General features: G+C 43.0%; 3 protein-coding genes. All 3 read right to left on the bottom strand.

Annotated features, from left to right (window positions below; translation table 11 throughout):
• Positions 1 to 15: 15 nt before the first annotated feature.
• From E4S40_RS15460 to E4S40_RS15450, 3 genes are read right to left on the bottom strand one after another with little or no spacing between them, the layout of a single operon-like run.
• Entirely contained in the window at positions 16 to 1,176 is a 1,161-nt protein-coding gene (locus E4S40_RS15460; protein WP_135076185.1) for an FIST signal transduction protein, read from the bottom strand.
• Positions 1,173 to 10,988 carry an ATP-binding protein gene (locus E4S40_RS15455; protein ID WP_135076181.1) on the bottom strand — a complete coding sequence of 3,272 codons (9,816 nt, stop codon included), beginning with the start codon at positions 10,986 to 10,988 and terminating at the stop codon, positions 1,173 to 1,175. The genes E4S40_RS15460 and E4S40_RS15455 overlap by 4 nt, the downstream gene beginning before the upstream one ends.
• Positions 10,989 to 10,995: 7 nt before the next feature.
• Complete coding sequence (locus E4S40_RS15450) at positions 10,996 to 17,514, bottom strand: ATP-binding protein (protein ID WP_135076178.1); 6,519 nt, start codon at positions 17,512 to 17,514, stop codon at positions 10,996 to 10,998.
• Positions 17,515 to 17,517: the final 3 nt, after the last annotated feature.

The raw sequence follows: 17,517 nt of genomic DNA, 5'->3' as shown, positions 1-17,517 counted from the left end.
TGTAAATCGGTGCAATTATTTTTCTTTCAATGCTACCCAGCAACATGCTGTCGAATGAACATGCTGTTGTCCATTTTTGGCTCTTCCAAATTCTCCATAAGTAAAAAAGCCAGCCATAGGGCTATTCCATACTTCGGCCAATCCCTCGTTTTCCATAGTTACAAGCGGGCCTAGCGCCGGTTCTCTACCCGCACAGGAGAATATGAGTAAGGCATCCGCATCTCCATCTGCAGTGGTTTTCACATCTTTCGCTTCATTGATGATTTCTTCCACGATGTCAAAACTCGGTGGCTCGGAAAACCAAAATGTCTCCCCCTCTTTCATTTCCATATCCATGACGAGTGCATTTTCTTCGAAATCAATACCCATGGGTGACTTGATCAATATTTCATCACTATTTTCCCGATTCGTAATGAATGGGAATTCGAATGAAAGCTCGTTTAAAACATCAAAATCCTTTTCTCCGGTTTTTTCTCCTTTGCCCAAGTACTTCAGGTACATATCTACCGCAGGCTTATTATCAATCGAATAGAGGATTTTTCCTTTGCATTGGGTGACTACTCTGGAGATTCCCAATTTTTTCCAGCCAGTGATTGCCATTCCGCTAAAAGCGACTCTATCTGAGTCCAGGACCAAGGCAACAAGGCCGTGATTTGTTTCCCGGGTTTGGGTGAATACTGTCGTTTCATTTATGGTAAAATCATCCCCGGCCATACCTCCAAAAAAGATTTTGTCCCGACCTAAGGCCTCGGAGAGTTCATCCACTAAGGATGCTCCTTCAAACAATTCCTTAGCAGGGGTTACACCCGTACTACAGACTATCATTGAGGGATTTTGAAATTGGGTAAGGGCGGAATTTGCCACTTTTTTTGCCACTTCCTTTATACCCAGCGTTCCGATTTCCTCCAGAACAATTGAATAAGCTTCCTTTACCAAATCCATCAAGAGAATAGCGATCTCACCTGTGCTTTGATGGCCATTTACAAACTCACCACAAGAAGTAGCACCAAAAATGTCTATATCCTGATGGGAAAGAATTTCACACACCGCTTTTCTATCCTGCTTTACAGAAATGAAAACAACAGCGATGGTAGGGTTAAACCCATCAGCTAAAGATGCTTCTAACGCATTTTGAACCTCTTCTGGCGTTTTTCCGAAAATAGATTTTGCTTTCATGTGCTGAGTTTGATGATGAAATTTGTCCCTTTGTCGAGGGCGGTTTCTATGGCTAATTCTCCTCCATGAGCTTTTACAATATCATTGGTGATACTCAGTCCCAAGCCCGTTCCCTGTGTACCTTTTTTCGTAGTAAAAAAGGGCTGCAAAACTTTATCTTTTATCTCGTTAGGTATTCCCGGACCGTTGTCTTCTATACTGATGCTGATATGGTCTTTTCCTGATTTTGTGCAGATTGAGAGTTTAGGCTGGTATGCTTCCTTCTCCAGTGATTGTTGCCTGCTTTTTTCTCGCATGGCATCAAAGGCATTATTACAGAGGTTTACAATCACGCGGCTGAAGTCCTCCGTCACTAGTGGGATTTCACAGATAGACTCATCCAAATCCATTTCAATGGCTACGTTGATCGGATCCTTACCAGCCCGCATTCCATGAAAGGCGAGGTTTACATACTCTTTGATGGTCGAATTGAGGTTGGTAGGTTCCTTCTTGCCGGTTCCTCCTCTGGAATGCTGAAGCATGGAGGTAACAATGCCATTTGCCCGGGAACCGTGCTCATGAACCTTGGAAAGGTTACTTTTTATATCCTCCAGAATAGAGATTATTTCTTCCTTGGTATCGGAGGTAGGCATATTTTCTAATTCTTCAAAGACCTCCTCAATCAATTCCTTATTCAACTCGGAGAAGTTGTTGACGAAATTCAGCGGGTTTTTGATCTCATGTGCGATTCCTGCAGTGAGCTGACCGAGTGAGGCGAGTTTTTCCTGCTGTACGAGTTGGGTTTGAGTGGCCTTGAGTTCACTCATCGCCGACTCAATCTCTGCTTTAGCCTGTTCCAGTTTCACAAAATCCTCATACCTCGAATAAGCAATGGCAAAAGCTTCTGAAAGTGATTTTACCAAGTCAATTTCGTCTTCGGTGAGGGAGACGGTAGAGCCGACATAGATCATCCCCTGTAAAAAAGGAATGAAGTGAAGGAAAAGGGATTCAGGTGGCGCCGCAGCTCCTTGATAGGTTTTTTCGTCCTGAATAAGATCCTTTTCCATGATTTGTTGGATCCATTGGACAAAATCTTCCTTATCCCAATGCTGTCTGTAAACTTCCTCTTTTCGCCAGGCTTTTACTGTTTGATAGGTAAGATCGCTGGCATTGAATGGGAGGCGCAAAGCACCTAAGGATTCACCCTCCGAGGAAGAAAGGTATGCCTCTACGATTTCATTTTTCTCATGGATGATAAATACACCACACCGGATAAAAGGAATTCCCAAAATATTGAGCTCCTTAAATAAAAGCGGAGTGATTTTATCCAAATCTTCTGCCTTTCGCATGGAAGAAATATCGGCCCGAACTCGATCGAGAGAGGCTTGGCGCAAAGCAGCTTTTGCACTGGCTTGAGCTCCCTGAAGATCAAGGAATCGGGTAAAGGCGAAAGAAAATACCGCTGTTGCCCTTCGCATTAAATCCCAACTTTCCTCCGAGATAGGACCTGGAGAGGCTGAACCCAAGAATCCATTTGAAAATTTATAAAGGTGATAGGTTCGTTCAGGAATGTTGTCTCCATAGAACTCAGCTTTGCCAAGAAGCTCAGACTTGCTTTCGCAGTATCGGATCCATTCAACCCGCTGATCACCCTTCATCAAGATGGACGTTTTGTTCTCCTTGGATTGATTGAATTTTAGCATTTGACGACCTACCCAAGTGTCTTGCAGATCAAGAGTCATCTGATCCGAAATAGCTTTTTCTGGGTCTTGGTTATTTTTTATGGTAAACCAGCATTGGGTTTGGCCGGTATTTTCATCATGAATGTAAATGGAGCTTGTTTCCAATTCCTCAACACCCAGATTCCCCATTTCTTCTCGTAACAGTTGCGCCACCTCGGTCAATTCCTCAGGATCTTGCATGGCCAATGAGCGGGAACGGACTTTTTCCAAAGCTGCTTCAATTTGAGCTTCCCGAGCCTGATTTTCTGCTTTTTTAAGGTCTAAGAATCGCGTGTAGGTCAAATCAAAAACCTGAGCAAATCGCTTGAAAATATCTTCTTCCTCACAAGGAACCTCCGTAATGATGACAAGGTATCCAGTCTTAAAATAGGCGGCATGTAGGCGCTGCCAGTTAGGCCTAGGAATACCTGAGGATTCCATCTCTTCAAAAATTTTCTCAGCGATTGGGATTTTCATCAACCAATCGTAGTGCTGATGAAGCTGTTCATTTTCAAGAGTGACTGTGCGGTAGGAGTCGCCCTTCTTCCAACCTTCATAAAGAGTTTCGTGGGCATAGTCACCCACATTCGGAAGGAAAAATGGATCGATTAATCCATTATCCGCACTCAACCACCATTCATCTTCTTTTCGGTCCTTCTCACAAAGGACAAAACCACAAGTCCAAAGATTATCTACCAAGACATTTAACTCATGGAATAAAACGATGGCAACATCCCCTAATTCCTCGGCTTTTTGCATGCCCATGGTACGAGATCGCACCCGCTCCAATGCTGCTTCAATTTGGGCTTCCCGAGCTTGGGCTTCTGCTTTTTCGAGATCCAGAAAGCGGGTGTATGTTTGGTCAAATACATTTGTAAACCGCTTGAAAATATCCTGTGATTCGGGTACCTTTTCATAGGTAATGAAAAGAATAAATCCTTGGTTGAATTTACATAAGTGATTGATCTGATAGGTGGGCAGCGAAAGCCCAAGCCTTTCAATTTCGTCAAAAGTAGGCTTCAGGTCCGGGAAGGATTTCATGTAGGCATAGTGCTCCTCCAAGGCTTTACCTCCGAGCTCCTGAACTAACATCGTATTGTCACTCCGAATGAATTCACCCATCTCCTCGAAAGAAGCTTCACCATAAAGGCGAAGTTGAAATGGGGTTTGAAGGGTCCCTTCACTACTCATACAACAGGTAGCTGTCTTTCTATCCTCCGCCAGAATATTATACCCACAGCTCCATGCAGGGATCCCCAATGCTTGGATTTCCAAAAAAAGCAAATTGGCTACTTCAGGAAGTTCGGAACTACTCTGCATACCCATGGTTCTTGCTCGAATTTTTTCTAGGGAAGCTTCAATTTTGGCTTCCCGGGCCTGTGCTTCGGCTTTTTGTAAATCCAAAAAGCGCTGATAGGTTCGTCCGAATTCCCGTGCAAAGCGGCTGACTATGCTCTTTTCTTCTTCGGTAGCTTTCTGGGTGTGGTTGTAACCTAGGTATCCAAATCGGAAATGACCTTGGGTGGTATATAAGCCATTTGGGAAATCTGATGGACTTATTTTGTTTTCGTCCGGTAAGGCTTCCATTACTTCTGATAGTAATTCCCATAAATAAGGAAGGTCCTCAGGAGCATAATCAATGGTATTCACGGAATTGGGTTCGCAGATTTTCCATTGCTCGAAGGCTTGTTTCCATGCATCAATGGCATGGATATCGATCAGCTGATCTGCTACTACTCTGTTTTCAGCAGAAGTTGTTATCCTTAAACTGAAAGTTTCATTTGCCTCATCAAAAAGGGTCAAATGTGTCAGTACTGGATTGATTCCAAGTATATCAAACTGGTCAAATAGCACGCAGAGTACATCGGTCAACTCATCGGTTTGGTGCATGGCCATTGCTCTCGCTCTCACACGCTCAAGGGAAGCCTCTATTTGCGCCTCACGGGCTTGTTTTTGGGCTTTTTCAATATCCAGATAGCGCTGGTATAGGCGGCCGAACTCACTAGCAAACCTAGCTAGTATTTTTTTCTCCTCTGCCGTGGCTTCACGGGATTGGTTGATTCCCAAGTATCCAAATTTGCAATTTGCCTCAGTGGTATGGATGCCATTCGGAAAGTCTTCTGGGTTGATTTTAGATCCCTTTGGTAAGGATGAGAAAATTCCGTTAAACAATTCCCAAACTTTGGGAAGCACTTCTGGCAAAAAGTGGATATGAGTAACTGTTTCAGGATTTTGGGATTTAAAAGTTTCCACAGTATGAGACCAAGTATCCATCGCATCGAGTTGTACCACCTGTTCGGCATGCACGGGCTTACCATCCTTACTCGTCATTCGATAGACAAATGTGTTGTTCTCTAAGTTGATCAGCGTCAAGTGAGTCCAATGTGCATCGACTTCCAAATTGCTTAATTGATCAAACATCAATGCCAAAACTTCAGACAATTCATTAGGATGGTGCATGGCCATTGCTCTTGCTCGTACCCGCTCCAACGCAGCTTCAATCTTGGCTTCCCGGGTCTGTGTTTCGGCTTTTTGTAAATCGAGGAATCTTGTATAGGCTTGCTCAAAGACTTTTGCGAAGCGTGGGAAAATATATTCTTCTTTAAACTCTTCCTCTGTGATAATCAGGAGATATCCATATTTATAAGAGGTTACATGGTTTTTCTGCCACACAGGAAGGGGACGACCCGAATCGATTACTTTCTGAAAATTTGCCCTGAAGCTGGGGATAGTCATCAGGTGGTCATAAATATCCTTCAGTTCTTTACCTTCCTGGACATAAGAGTAAAGTTCGACTTGGTTTAACCAAGTATCATACATGCTTTGCTCTCCATGATCTGCATCATAGGGGATGAATAACTGTTCAAAAAACTGTCCGGAAATTGGGCTCCCCATCCATTTTTCAACTAGTTTTTCATCTTTTCGACAAATAGCAAAGCCTGCAGTCCATAGGTTTGCACCAAGTATTTTTAATTGTTCGAATAAGACAGCAGCAACTTCAGAAAGCTCGTTACTTTTATGCATTGCCATGGTACGTGCACGTACCCTTTCAAGTGCTGCTTCAATCTGGGCCTCTCTGACTTGTTCTTCAGCCTTTTGAATGTCTAAGAAGCGTTGATAAACCCGCGTGAATTCCAGGCAAAATCTGGAAAGAATTTCCTTTTCCTCTTCGCTTGCTTGTCTTTGATGGTCATAGCCCAAATAACCGAAGGGCGTATAACCTGCCATGGAATAGCCTCCTTCTGGAAAATCTTCTGGTCCCATTCGGTCTTCTTCCGGCATGCTTTCAAAGGTTTCCGAGAAGATTCCAAAGAGCTGTGGAAGTACCTCTTTGGAGTAAAAAATCACCTCAACATTATCCGAATTATCATGAATAAATTTTTCATACAAAGCTCTTAGCGGTTCCATGCTATCTACATGGACTACTTGCTTTCCTGGAGTTCTTGTTCCTGATTTGCCCGAAGCTCGATAGGTAAGTGTCCTGTTTTCCCGATCAAAAAGACTTAAAAAGACATTTACTGGATGTATTCCCAAATGATCAAATTGCCGGAAGAGAACGCTTAGCACATCATGCAACTCATCCGAACTCTGCATAGCCATAGATCGGGCACGTACCCGTTCCAAAGCAAGTTGGATCTCTGCCTCTCTCGCTTGTGCTTCTGCTTTTTGTAAGTCTAGGAAGCGAGTGTAGGTTTGCTCAAATACTTTGGCAAAGCGCTTGAAAATTTCCGGTTCGGGATAGGGTTCCAGCGTGATGATCAATAAATACCCTTTGGAAAAATAGGCGGCATTCCACTGCTGCTTTTCAGGAAAGGAAAGTCCTTCGTCCAAGATCTTTTGGAAAAACGGCTTGACCTCCGGAAGGGACAGCATGTAATCGTAATGGCTTTTGAGCGATGCTCCTGACTTTTCAATGGATAGAAAATCGGTTTTTTCCTGCCACCCCAAGTACATTTGCTTGTGTGCAGGATCAGAGGTGTTCGGAATAGAAACAGGCGGGAAGACCCCATTTTCATTAGCAAACCAAAATTCATCCTTTTCAACATTCTCTTGACACAATCCAAATCCAGTACCCCAGAGATTGCCCCCCAAAGCTCTAAGCTGTTCGAAAAGTACAAAGGCAGCATCTGCAAGTTCTTCTGACTTTTGCATGGCCATGGTACGGGCTCGGACACGCTCAAGGGCCAGTTGAATCTCTGCCTCTCGCGCTTGGTCTTCAGCCTTTTGTAGGTCGAGGAATCGGGTGTAAGTTTGCTCAAATACTTTTGCGAAGCGTTTTAATATGTCTAAGGATTCACAAGGTATAGGATCAGGATTGGTAATGATTATCAAGCCCTTAGAAAAATAAGCTCCTGTATGAAATCGGCGATCTGAGATTAAATGTTCCTTAGTAGGGATCTTCATCTCTTCGACCACATAGGTGATCCAATCTTTTAATTCCTTACCCTGAAGATCTACCTGAATTGATTCTTGCTTATTTTTCCATCCCTCATAAAATTTCTTTATGGAGGTTGGTTCATCAATGGACCCTTTAAATATTTGACCTATTGCTTTGCCTCCCTGTTCGGTAGACCAAAATTCTATAACTCTTTCATCCTCATTTATAATGGCGATGTTTATTCTTTCTGTTTCGTAACCCAGCTCATTGAATTGTTGAAATACGACAGATGCAGTTTCTGAGAGTTCCTCGCTTTTGTGCATCCCCATAGTTCTGGATCTCACTCGTTCCAATGACGCCTCAATTTTGGCCTCTCTGGCTTGAGCTTCTGCTTTTTTGATATCAAGAAACCTGATGTAGGTCTGCCTAAATTCCTTTGAAAATCGCTCGAAAATCGCAAGTTCCTCTTCTTTCAAAAGCTCTAAATTCCACCTTACCAAGGAAACTGTAATCTCTCCCATAAATGCGTCAACTATTGTTGAGCCGGGTGAGCTGTAAACTGAATTAACCACTTCTTGGGGCATTTTAGGGGCATGCTTCCAGTAGTGATCCAGGAACTCATTTTTTTCCTTATCTGTGAAAGTTTTCACATGTATGGGCTGGCCTGTTTTTTCATATTCTTCTACAGCCTTTGCTGTTTTTATGAAGTAAGAAGATTGGGTATAAGGAATATGAATTTTATGGGCTAAGCCTTCTTCCAAGGAAACATAGCTCCATAAGTCCCAGTCTCTATTTTTTGTGATGGACCCTTCAATAAAAGTTACGTTGTCGAATCTTAGATTTACAGCATTTAATTGTTCACCGAATAGTTTTATCACACCCAATAGGTCAGACTGGGTATTCATTGCCATGGTCTTGGCTCTTACTCTTTCCAGAGCCAACTGGATTTCTGCTTCTTTCGCTTGTTCCTCAGCTTTTTGAAGATCTAAGAATCGAGTATAGGTTTGTTCGAAAACTTTAGAAAAGCGGATCAGAATATCATGACTATCAGCTCCAAGGGGTTCACCAGAAATTAAGTTTAAATACCCTTGTTTAAAATTTGCATTATAAAAGAGTACTGGATCTGGAAAATTGGCAGCCATATCATTTGCCAATTGTGAATCTGATTCATCAATGGCAAGACTTATATGATTAATTCTGATTTTACCAGTTATTTCTTGGATGAATAAAGGCTCTTTCCTTTTCCATGCTTCATATCGCTCCTTGAAGACCTGATCGGCATCTATAGGGAGATCAAAACCCTCTAGTAAACTCCCGTCACTTTGTGTTATCCAAGCCTTGTGATTCCGTTCTTTTTCGTAATAAATACAGAATCCGCAGGTAATAAATTGTGTTATTCCAAGCGCCTGAAGCTCCGAATAAAGCGTCATCGATACTTCCCCTAGCTCCTCACTTTTGTGCATGGCCATTGTTCTAGCCCTTACTCTCTCAAGGCCTGCTTCAATCTGAGCTTCCCGGGCTTGGGCCTCTGCCTTCTGAAGGTCGAGGAAGCGGGTGTAGGTCTGTTCGAAGACTTTGGCAAATCGCTTCAAAATCTCATTCTCTGAATCCGTGAAGGGAATCCCTGAATAATTCTGAATTCCCAGCATGACATCACTCAATAAAACAGCAGAACGTGAAAATCCCGGGCTTGAAATAATGAATCGCTTTCTTTCTTCCGGTACTTCAGGGTAATGAAGAAAGAATAATTCAAAAAAATCATTCTTTTCCTCTTTGCTGAATTGGTCGGAAATGAAATTAAGACCGGCCTTCTTGGCATTTTTTATAGAATTGAACACGGCATTATTCCTATATGGAATGTGCTGAAGAACAGGATAAGGCCTGCCTGGGACTGCGGTCCAAAGATTAAAGTCATCCGTATCTCTAAAAGACAAATCAATCTGAGCAGAATCAATGTTGAAATTGAGTTGGCGGAACTGCTCAAAAACTACCTGAATTACTTCAGGGAATTCCTCACTCCTGTGCATAGCCAGGGATCGGGAACGTACTTTCTCCAAAGCCGCTTCAATCTGGGCTTCCCTTGCCTGATCTTCAGCTTTTTGGAGATCCAAGTATCGGCGATAGGCGAGTTGAAAGACATTTGCAGCTCGTCGAAGAAGGTTTAGAGAGGTCTCATCAGGCTTGGTATAGGTTAGCATTACAAGGGCTCCTCCCTTGAAATCTGAGATAGACCAATAGGCTATTATTTCTTCAGGTTGGGTGGATTCAATCTTTTTGGAAAGCATAGCATAGGCCTGAGGAGAATATTTTTTCATAGCTAGTAACCACTCCTGGCCCTTCTCCCCATCATTTACTAAGACATAATCCTTGTCTCCAGCATAATAATGGGCCATCATCTCCTCTACGATCTTTATCCCAGATTTTGGGAACTTAGCCATTCCCTGAAAAAGCTTTTCCTCCATGCCAGGTGCACGAACAGCTCCCCAAGATTCGAAATAGTCTTCATCCTCTTCATATAAATGAATAGCACAGACTTCAAGGTCTTTTTGACCTAATTTGCCCATTTGAATTCTTAGTTCTAAGGCTACCTCTTCCAATTCTTTTGAAGAGTGCATCGCCAAGGCCCTAGCCCTCACTCGCTCAAGTGCTGCTTCGATCTGGGCTTCTCTCGCCTGGGCTTCTGCTTTTTGAAGATCGAGGAAGCGAGTGTAGGTCTGTTCAAAGACTTTTGCGAAGCGAATAAGAATTGATTCTTGATCCGTGCCAAGTTGGGCATTGGCGACGATATGCAGATACCCATGAGTGAAGTGAGCATTATAAAAATGAATAGGATCCGGCATGTTTTTGCGTGCTATATCGACTTGCTCCGGATCTATCCCTGATTTAACCTTTTGCAAATGTTTCAGAAAATCAGATTTGCTTGTTTTCTGGTAAAAATTTGGAAGATCAGATTTCCATGCCTTGTAGCGCTCAGTTAATAAAGCATCGCTTTTAAGAGGTAGGGAAAACTGACTCATACGATTACCATCAAATTGGGTTAGCCACATATTCTGAAGCGCCATATCTTCATTTATGATCGCATAGCCACATTGTTGGACAGATTCGAAACCCAAATTCAAAAACTCCCCATACATCAATACCGCTACTTCTTCAAGTTCAATGGAATCATGCATGGCCATGGTTCTGGCCCGAACTCGTTCCAAAGCAGCTTCAATTTCCAACTCCCGGTTTTTGGCTACCAGATCTGCTGTCTTTTCTTCTACCAGCTGTTCCAGTTCTTCCGCCTTTTGCTTCCAGTTCTCTATGCCCCAAGTATCTTTTTCGCTTTCTACTTCTTCAGGCTTGGAGCCATGCCAATGGATTACTTTCCATTCGGTATTTCTATAATTCAAGACCGTGGTGAACCGCATGTACATCTCCACATCTTCAGGTTCAGTTTTGATCGTCAAAAAGACATCGTCGGCAAAGACTGCGGTATTTTCATCATCAGAAATAAAGCGATCCATAGGCTCCTGTCTCCAGGACATATCCAGTCCTTCGGCTTGCTTCTTTTGGATTTCAATCAGCTTGATCAATCCCTCACTGCCTATAACTTTTTCATCGATGGCAGTTCCAAAACCCATTATTTTATCATCGACCAATTTTTTCATCAGGCTAGGATTATCCCCTTCAATGCCTGTTTTCATGAATTGCCGATAGGTTTTTTCTAATAATTGCTGCTTCTTCTTTTCCATCGAATTCTTAGACAATTGGTAAAGTGATTTTAAACTGGGCCCCACCTTCGGCTAGGTTTTGTGCGGTCAATTCGCCTCCATGGGCCTTGATGATATCATAGCTAAGTGACAAGCCTAGGCCTGTCCCTTCACCTGTGGGCTTTGTGGTAAAAAATGGTTGGAATATTTTATCTAGAATATGTCCAGGAATGCCTTTGGCATTATCTGAGATCTTGATTTCTATAAAATTCTCACCCAGTCCTGTTTCTAATTTGACCATCGGTTTGTAATCCGATACCTCATTGGATTTCCGATAATCATGCACTGCATAAAATGCATTGTTGACCAGGTTGAGCAGGACTCTACCGATATCCTGATTAATGATGCTGACAGCAGGGAGGTCGGGGTGAAGATCCGCTTTGAAATCGGCCGAAAAGCTTTTGTCTTTGGCTCGCATTCCATGAAAGCCCAGTTTTAAGCATTCATCCGCCAAAGCGTTGATATCTACCGATTCCTTCTTCCCATCAGATTTTCGGCTATGTTCCAGCATGCCTTTCACAATGGATCCGGCACGTTTTCCGTGATGGTTGATTTTGGTCAGATTGTCTTTCAGATCGGATAGAATGGCTTCTACTTCTTCTACATCTCCAGCTTCCAGTTCTTCTTTCAATTCATCCAAAAGCTCAGCACTCAGTTCTGAGAAATTGTTGACAAAGTTGAGTGGGTTCTGAATTTCATGGGCGATTCCGGCTGTTAGTTCTCCAAGAGAAGCCATCTTTTCGGATTGAATCAATTGGGCTTGGGCAGCTTTCAAATCGGATAGCGCTTCTTCTGCTTTTTGCTTGGCTTCCCTGATTTCTACCAAGTCTTTTTCAGCCTTTTTCAAGTCCTCAAATCGTTTGTAAGCCAAATCAAAAACACCGGCAAAACGAATCAATGTATCAATGGATTCTTGTGGAGGCTCAGGAACTTTTCCGGCTATACTGAATCCGATTTCTCCATGAGAAGTTCGGGCAATTATGAAGGTAAGTCCGCCTAATTGGAGGATATCCTCTTTGCTTGGTGCATGAGGATCGGCCTGTTCATAGTGGCCATAGGTGTTCATTTTGTCTATGTAATCCCAAGCTTCTTCTCCATCCAGCGCCAATACGAATGCCGGCTTTTTACTCTTTTCCCATTTTGCCAAACTAGGAATAGCATCATGGACAAATTTGGGAACGTTGATGACCATCCCAATGCGATCTCCCTCTTCGGAAGTCATGGACATTTCATACTGCTCAGCTGTCCACCGCATATGCCAAAAGTAGTCAGCCTGATATCCCAGGGAGACAAATTCTTTTCGCATAGCCACCACAATATCAAAGAGATCAGAGGACTCCTGCATGGAAGTTACCTGGCCTCGGATTCGTTCTAGTGAAAGCTCAATCTGTGTTTCTCTAGCCTGTGCTTCGGAAAGTTGTAGATCTAAGAAACGGCGATGTGCCAAGTCAAAGGCACCTGCAAAACGAACAAGAATATCGAGCGCCTCCTGAGGAGGATCAGTCACAGGTCCGGGTAGGCTATACCCAATTTCACCATGGGTAGTTCTTGCCATGATAAAAGTAAGACCTCCGATATGGCGAATATCCTCATCGGTAGGAGCTTGGGGATCGATGCGCTTAAAGTCCCCCAAAGAGACCATTTTATGGACATAATCGATGGCTGCATCTACATCCATGGGATAGATTACGGTAGGGGAGGTTCCCTTTTCCCATTCGTCAATAAGTGGAATTTCAGCGTGAATAGATCGTGGAAGCTCCATCACAAAACCTATCCGAGTGCCATCCCCAGAGGTCATGGCTTTCTCATATTTATCTGGCTTCCAGAGCATATGCCAGAAGTATTGAGCTTCATGGCCAAGATTGATAAATTCCGTGCGAAGGGTTACTACCACATCCAGTAAATCGGAGGTAGTCTGCATGGCCATCGCATGGGAACGAACCCGCTCAACGGCTAAATTGATCCGAGCTTCTCGGGCTTGTGCTTCAGCTTTTTGAAGGTCCAAAAAGCGGGTGTAGGTCTGTTCGAATACCTTAGCAAAGCGAACGAGAATGTCCCGAAATTCATCTGAAATAGGGTTTATGTTCTGATAAAATAAAATCCCCTGTTTGTAGAAAGCATCTTCAAAAGTCCACTGAGGAAGATTTAATTGGGTCAATTCTAATACTGCATCTGGAACAAATGCATCAGGATGTCCCCCCTTATTATATGCAACCAATTGATTGACCCACTCATCGAATTTATCCTTAAGAAGAGTTCTACTCAAGAATTGAGGCGCAGATTTGCTTTCTTTTGCTTTTTTCCAAGCTTGATGCAATTCTTGAATAAATGGGTGATGGTCTAATGGCAAAGCCATTTGCTCCCTCATTACCGGGCCACCCGAATCTGATATGTATGAGATGAATTGATTTTTTTCTTCATCTATCAGACTTACTCCTAAAAGCCCTTGATCGTCACCTTCACCTAAACTTCTCAATTCCTTTAAGATAAATGTAGAGGTAGGGAGTAGCTCCTCGCTGGACTGCATAGCCATCGTACGGGCTCTGATTCGCTCCAAGGAGGCTTCAATTTCTGCTTCTTTTGCTTGAGCTTCGGCTTTTTTAAGGTCCATGAAACGGATATATGCCTGCTCAAAGGCCCGGGTAAATCGTAATAGGATAGATTCCGCTTCAGGATCCAAGGTTTCCCCAGAAATAATGGACAGGTATCCTTGGCTGAAATTGAAGCAGTAGAAATAGGTAGGGTCGGGGAAGGTGGAAGCCATCTCCTGAACACGTGCTGATTCCAGCGTAGGTAAGGTAAAGGCCAAGTGCGCTTCCAACTCCAGTCCGCTCACTTTCTGACAAAAGGCGGGTTCACCTTTCTTCCAAGCGCGGTATCGTGCGTCCAACACGCTATCTCCATGAAGCGGCAAAAAATAACCCTCCCCCAGGCTTCCATCGGTCATGGTAGTCCAGCCCGATTGTTTCTGGCCTTCCTCGTCCACTTCTACAAAACCGCAATTGAAGAATCCTCTTACACCTAGTTTGTCGAGTTCTTGAAAGAGCATGACCGAAAGCTCGAGGAGTTCATTACTTTTATACATGGCCATGGAACGGGCTCTCACCCGCTCAAGACCCGCCTCAATTTCGGATTCACGGGCACGCTCTTCAGCTTTTTGCAGATCTAGGAAGCGGGTGTATGTCTGCTCGAATACTTTTGCAAATCGTACAACAATGCTTTGTAATTCCTCAGAAATAGGCTCGTGATCCATCGCATATAGCAAACCATATTTCATGGATGCGAAGGAAAACATGACATAATTTTTGGATAAAACCTCTTCCTTAATATTCTCTGGTAATCCTCCTAATTCGGTATTGGAAAACATCCAATTATCATATTCTCGCTTTTCCTCATCGCGTAGTTCAAGAGTGAATTTTTTTTCTTGGTTTTTATAATTCTCAAAAATTCTCTGAGAGATCTTATGGTCTGAATATCTTAGGCTATATGGTTCTGGGAGAATACTATTCGTGTGAGTTGTTAACCAATAAATCGCCTTTTCATTCTCCTCATCGATCAATAACAATGCACACCCAAATTTGGCGAAGCCTAATGGTTCCATTTGTTGGAACAGTTCAGACACGACTTCTGCCAATTCTTTGCTATCTCGCATTGCCATGGTTCGTGCTCGAACGCGCTCCAAAGCCAACTGGATTTCTCCTTCTCTCGCCTGTGCTTCAGCTGTTTGTAAATCTAAAAAGCGGGTATAAGTCTGTTCGAATACCTTAGCAAAGCGAACTAGAATATCCCTAAATTCATCCGAAATGGGGTTTACGCTTTGATACCATAAAATCCCTTGCTTGAAGAAAGCATCTTCAAAAGTAAATTGGGGCAGATTGAAATAGTTTTTGGACAGATCTATTACATCAACAGGAATAAATGCATCTGGATGTTCTCCATTTTTATATGAAATCAGTTGATTGATCCATTCGCGGAAGGGTTTCTGAGGAAGCGTTCTACTAAGGAATTGGGGTGCAGGTTTGCTTTCTCTTGCTTTTTTCCAAGTTTGATACAATTCTCGAATCAATGGATGGTGTTCTAAAGGCAATACCATTTGATCCCTCATTACAGGTCCACCTGAGTCCGATATGTAAGAAATGAGTTGGCCCTTTTCTTCATATACCAGACTGACACCAAAAAGACCTTCGACATCATCCTGCCCTAAGCTTCTCAATTCTTTTAAAATAAAAGAAGAAGTCGGGAATAGCTCCTCACTGGACTGCATAGCCATCGTGCGGGCTCTGATTCGCTCCAAGGAGGCTTCAATTTGTGCCTCTCGTGCCTGTTTTTCAGCTTTTTTTAGATCTAAGAATCTCGTATAGGTTTGGTCAAAGACCTTGGCAAAGCGAATAAAGATGTCATGCGCTTCCGGTACAGGTTTGTAGGTGATAAAGAGTAAATGACCATGCTTGAAAAATGCCACATGATCTATTTGTCTATCCGGAAGAGGTACTCCGGACTGATGAAGATCTGTTAGGGATTCCCCTAAAACTGGCAAAGTCTTGAGATAATCATAATGCTGCTTGATGACCTCAGGTCCAAACTCCTGTACATAAAGTGGATTACCTTTTTTACTTTCCTCATAGTATTTGAGGAAAATATTTTCCCGAGGTGTTTTGTAGAAAGGAAGGAATCCCGCCGAAGAAGTAAACCATTCCAAATCCCATGGTTTACCGTTTGTGGTTTCCTCATCATAAATATGAAATGCACAGCCCCAATTTTCAATCCCTAATTTTCTGATTTCCTCTTCCAAAAGGATGGATGCTTCAGCTAATTCATCACTTCGGTGCATGGCCATGGTTCGGGCCCGAACTCGTTCCAAAGCAGCTTCAATTTGGGCTTCTCTAGCTTGAGCTTCTACTTTTTGAAGGTCTAAGAATCTGGTGTATGCCAAATCAATCACTTGAGCAAAGCGCTTAAGCACTTCTGGAAAATCTCCTGGCAATGGTTCTGTCCCTACGGCCTCCAAAAATCCATTTTTGAACATTGCCTGCCCTGCGTACAACTTCTGGAGGGAATAAAAAGAATCCTTGTACTCTTGGGAGGCATCCTTAAATACAGTTTCTGAAAAAATCAGATCTCCATAGGATTTGATCTCCTCTCCTTCCAGTAGAATCTCCCGATAGGGAACTTGCCTTTCAAAATCCCTCAATACCGCATTCAAAATAGGATGATCCAGGAAAGGAAACTGGTATTGATTCAAAATTGAATCCCCTGTACTGTCTTTTCCCCATACGGTGAATTCGCGAGAATTTCCATTTCTGAAAAAGATGCTGCATTCCCATGCGGCTAATCCAAGTTTTTGCAATTCCTCAAAAATCACAGCGATGATATCTTCCAATTCATCACTTTGGCGTAACCCCATAGCATGCGCCCTAACCCTTTCCAATGAGGCTTCGATTTGAGCTTCTCTAGCTTGTGCTTCCGCTTGCTGAATATCTAGAAAGCGTCTATACGCTAAGGAAAATACCTGGTGGAATCGTTTGAATAAGTCCAGTACTTCCTGCTTTAATTCATTATAGAGGGAAAGCCCCAATCCACCTTCACCGATAGACAGAAAGCAATAGCTCAGTTCGGAGGTCTGATCCAAAATGGGGTCAGAAAAATGATTTTCCTCTTTTCGATGTGCTGCAAATTCTTTGAGTTTTTCTTCCTGAATACTACCAATGAAATGCCCGTCTTTGGAAGCCAGCATTTGTTGGACCATTTCATATTCTACGGGGCTTTTGAGGTATTCTGTAAGTTCGACGGTAGTTTCTTGATATGGAGGAAAGTACTGATAGCAGAGGTAATGGCCTTTTTCCTCATTGATAATCGCTGTTTGCACGTTCCGGATATTTTCAATCCCAAAGCCCTGCAATTGATCCGCAAGAATCCGACAGACATCCAGCATATCTTCGGGTTTTTTCATCCCCATGGCTACGGTCCGGACACGTTCCAGAGAAGCCTCTATTTCCAGTTCACGATTTTTGGTCTCCAGCTCAACGGTTCGGCGCTTGACAGCTTCCCGGAGTTCCTGGTTTTCTTTGCTGATTTTTTTGATTGCAAGAGTCTGTCCCTCGTCCACCCGCATATCCGGAAATGAACCATGCTGCTGAGCTACTTTCCAGCCTGCTGGAGTTTCTCGGAGTATGGTAGAGATCCGTATGCTAGCATAAAAATTCCATTTCTCATCGGTGTTTACATAAATGTCACAAGTCTCATTGATCAGCACGTGAGGGTCAATCCAAATGGGATTGATTTGCCGATTTCTCATTTCGGCTTTTCCACCTAGTTCATCTTTTTGGGCTTTCAAAAATGCAATTCCTTCAGCCTTGGAGTGACAGATTTCGGTCTCAGAAGTTCCGATCATCTCAAAATGATCATCTAAAGTAGCCGCAAAAGCATCTTCGTCGAATTGAAGATAGCTATCCCAAAATCGTTCATATACTTTTTGGGCTTCTTTATATTTTATTTTTGCCTTTGTCATGAT

It is taken from the genome of Algoriphagus kandeliae, assembly GCF_004571135.1.
GTDB classification, from domain to species: domain Bacteria; phylum Bacteroidota; class Bacteroidia; order Cytophagales; family Cyclobacteriaceae; genus Algoriphagus; species Algoriphagus kandeliae.
The sequence above is the reverse complement of the archived record's forward strand: the minus strand, read 5'-3'. Positions and strand labels throughout refer to the sequence as shown.

Excerpts from the sequence above, each read along its gene's own strand:
- E4S40_RS15460 (WP_135076185.1), bottom strand. The coding sequence starts at position 1,176 with ATGAAAGCAAAATCTATTTTCGGAAAAACGCCAGAAGAGGTTCAAAAT.
- E4S40_RS15455 (WP_135076181.1), bottom strand. The coding sequence starts at position 10,988 with ATGGAAAAGAAGAAGCAGCAATTATTAGAAAAAACCTATCGGCAATTC.
- E4S40_RS15450 (WP_135076178.1), bottom strand. The coding sequence starts at position 17,514 with ATGACAAAGGCAAAAATAAAATATAAAGAAGCCCAAAAAGTATATGAA.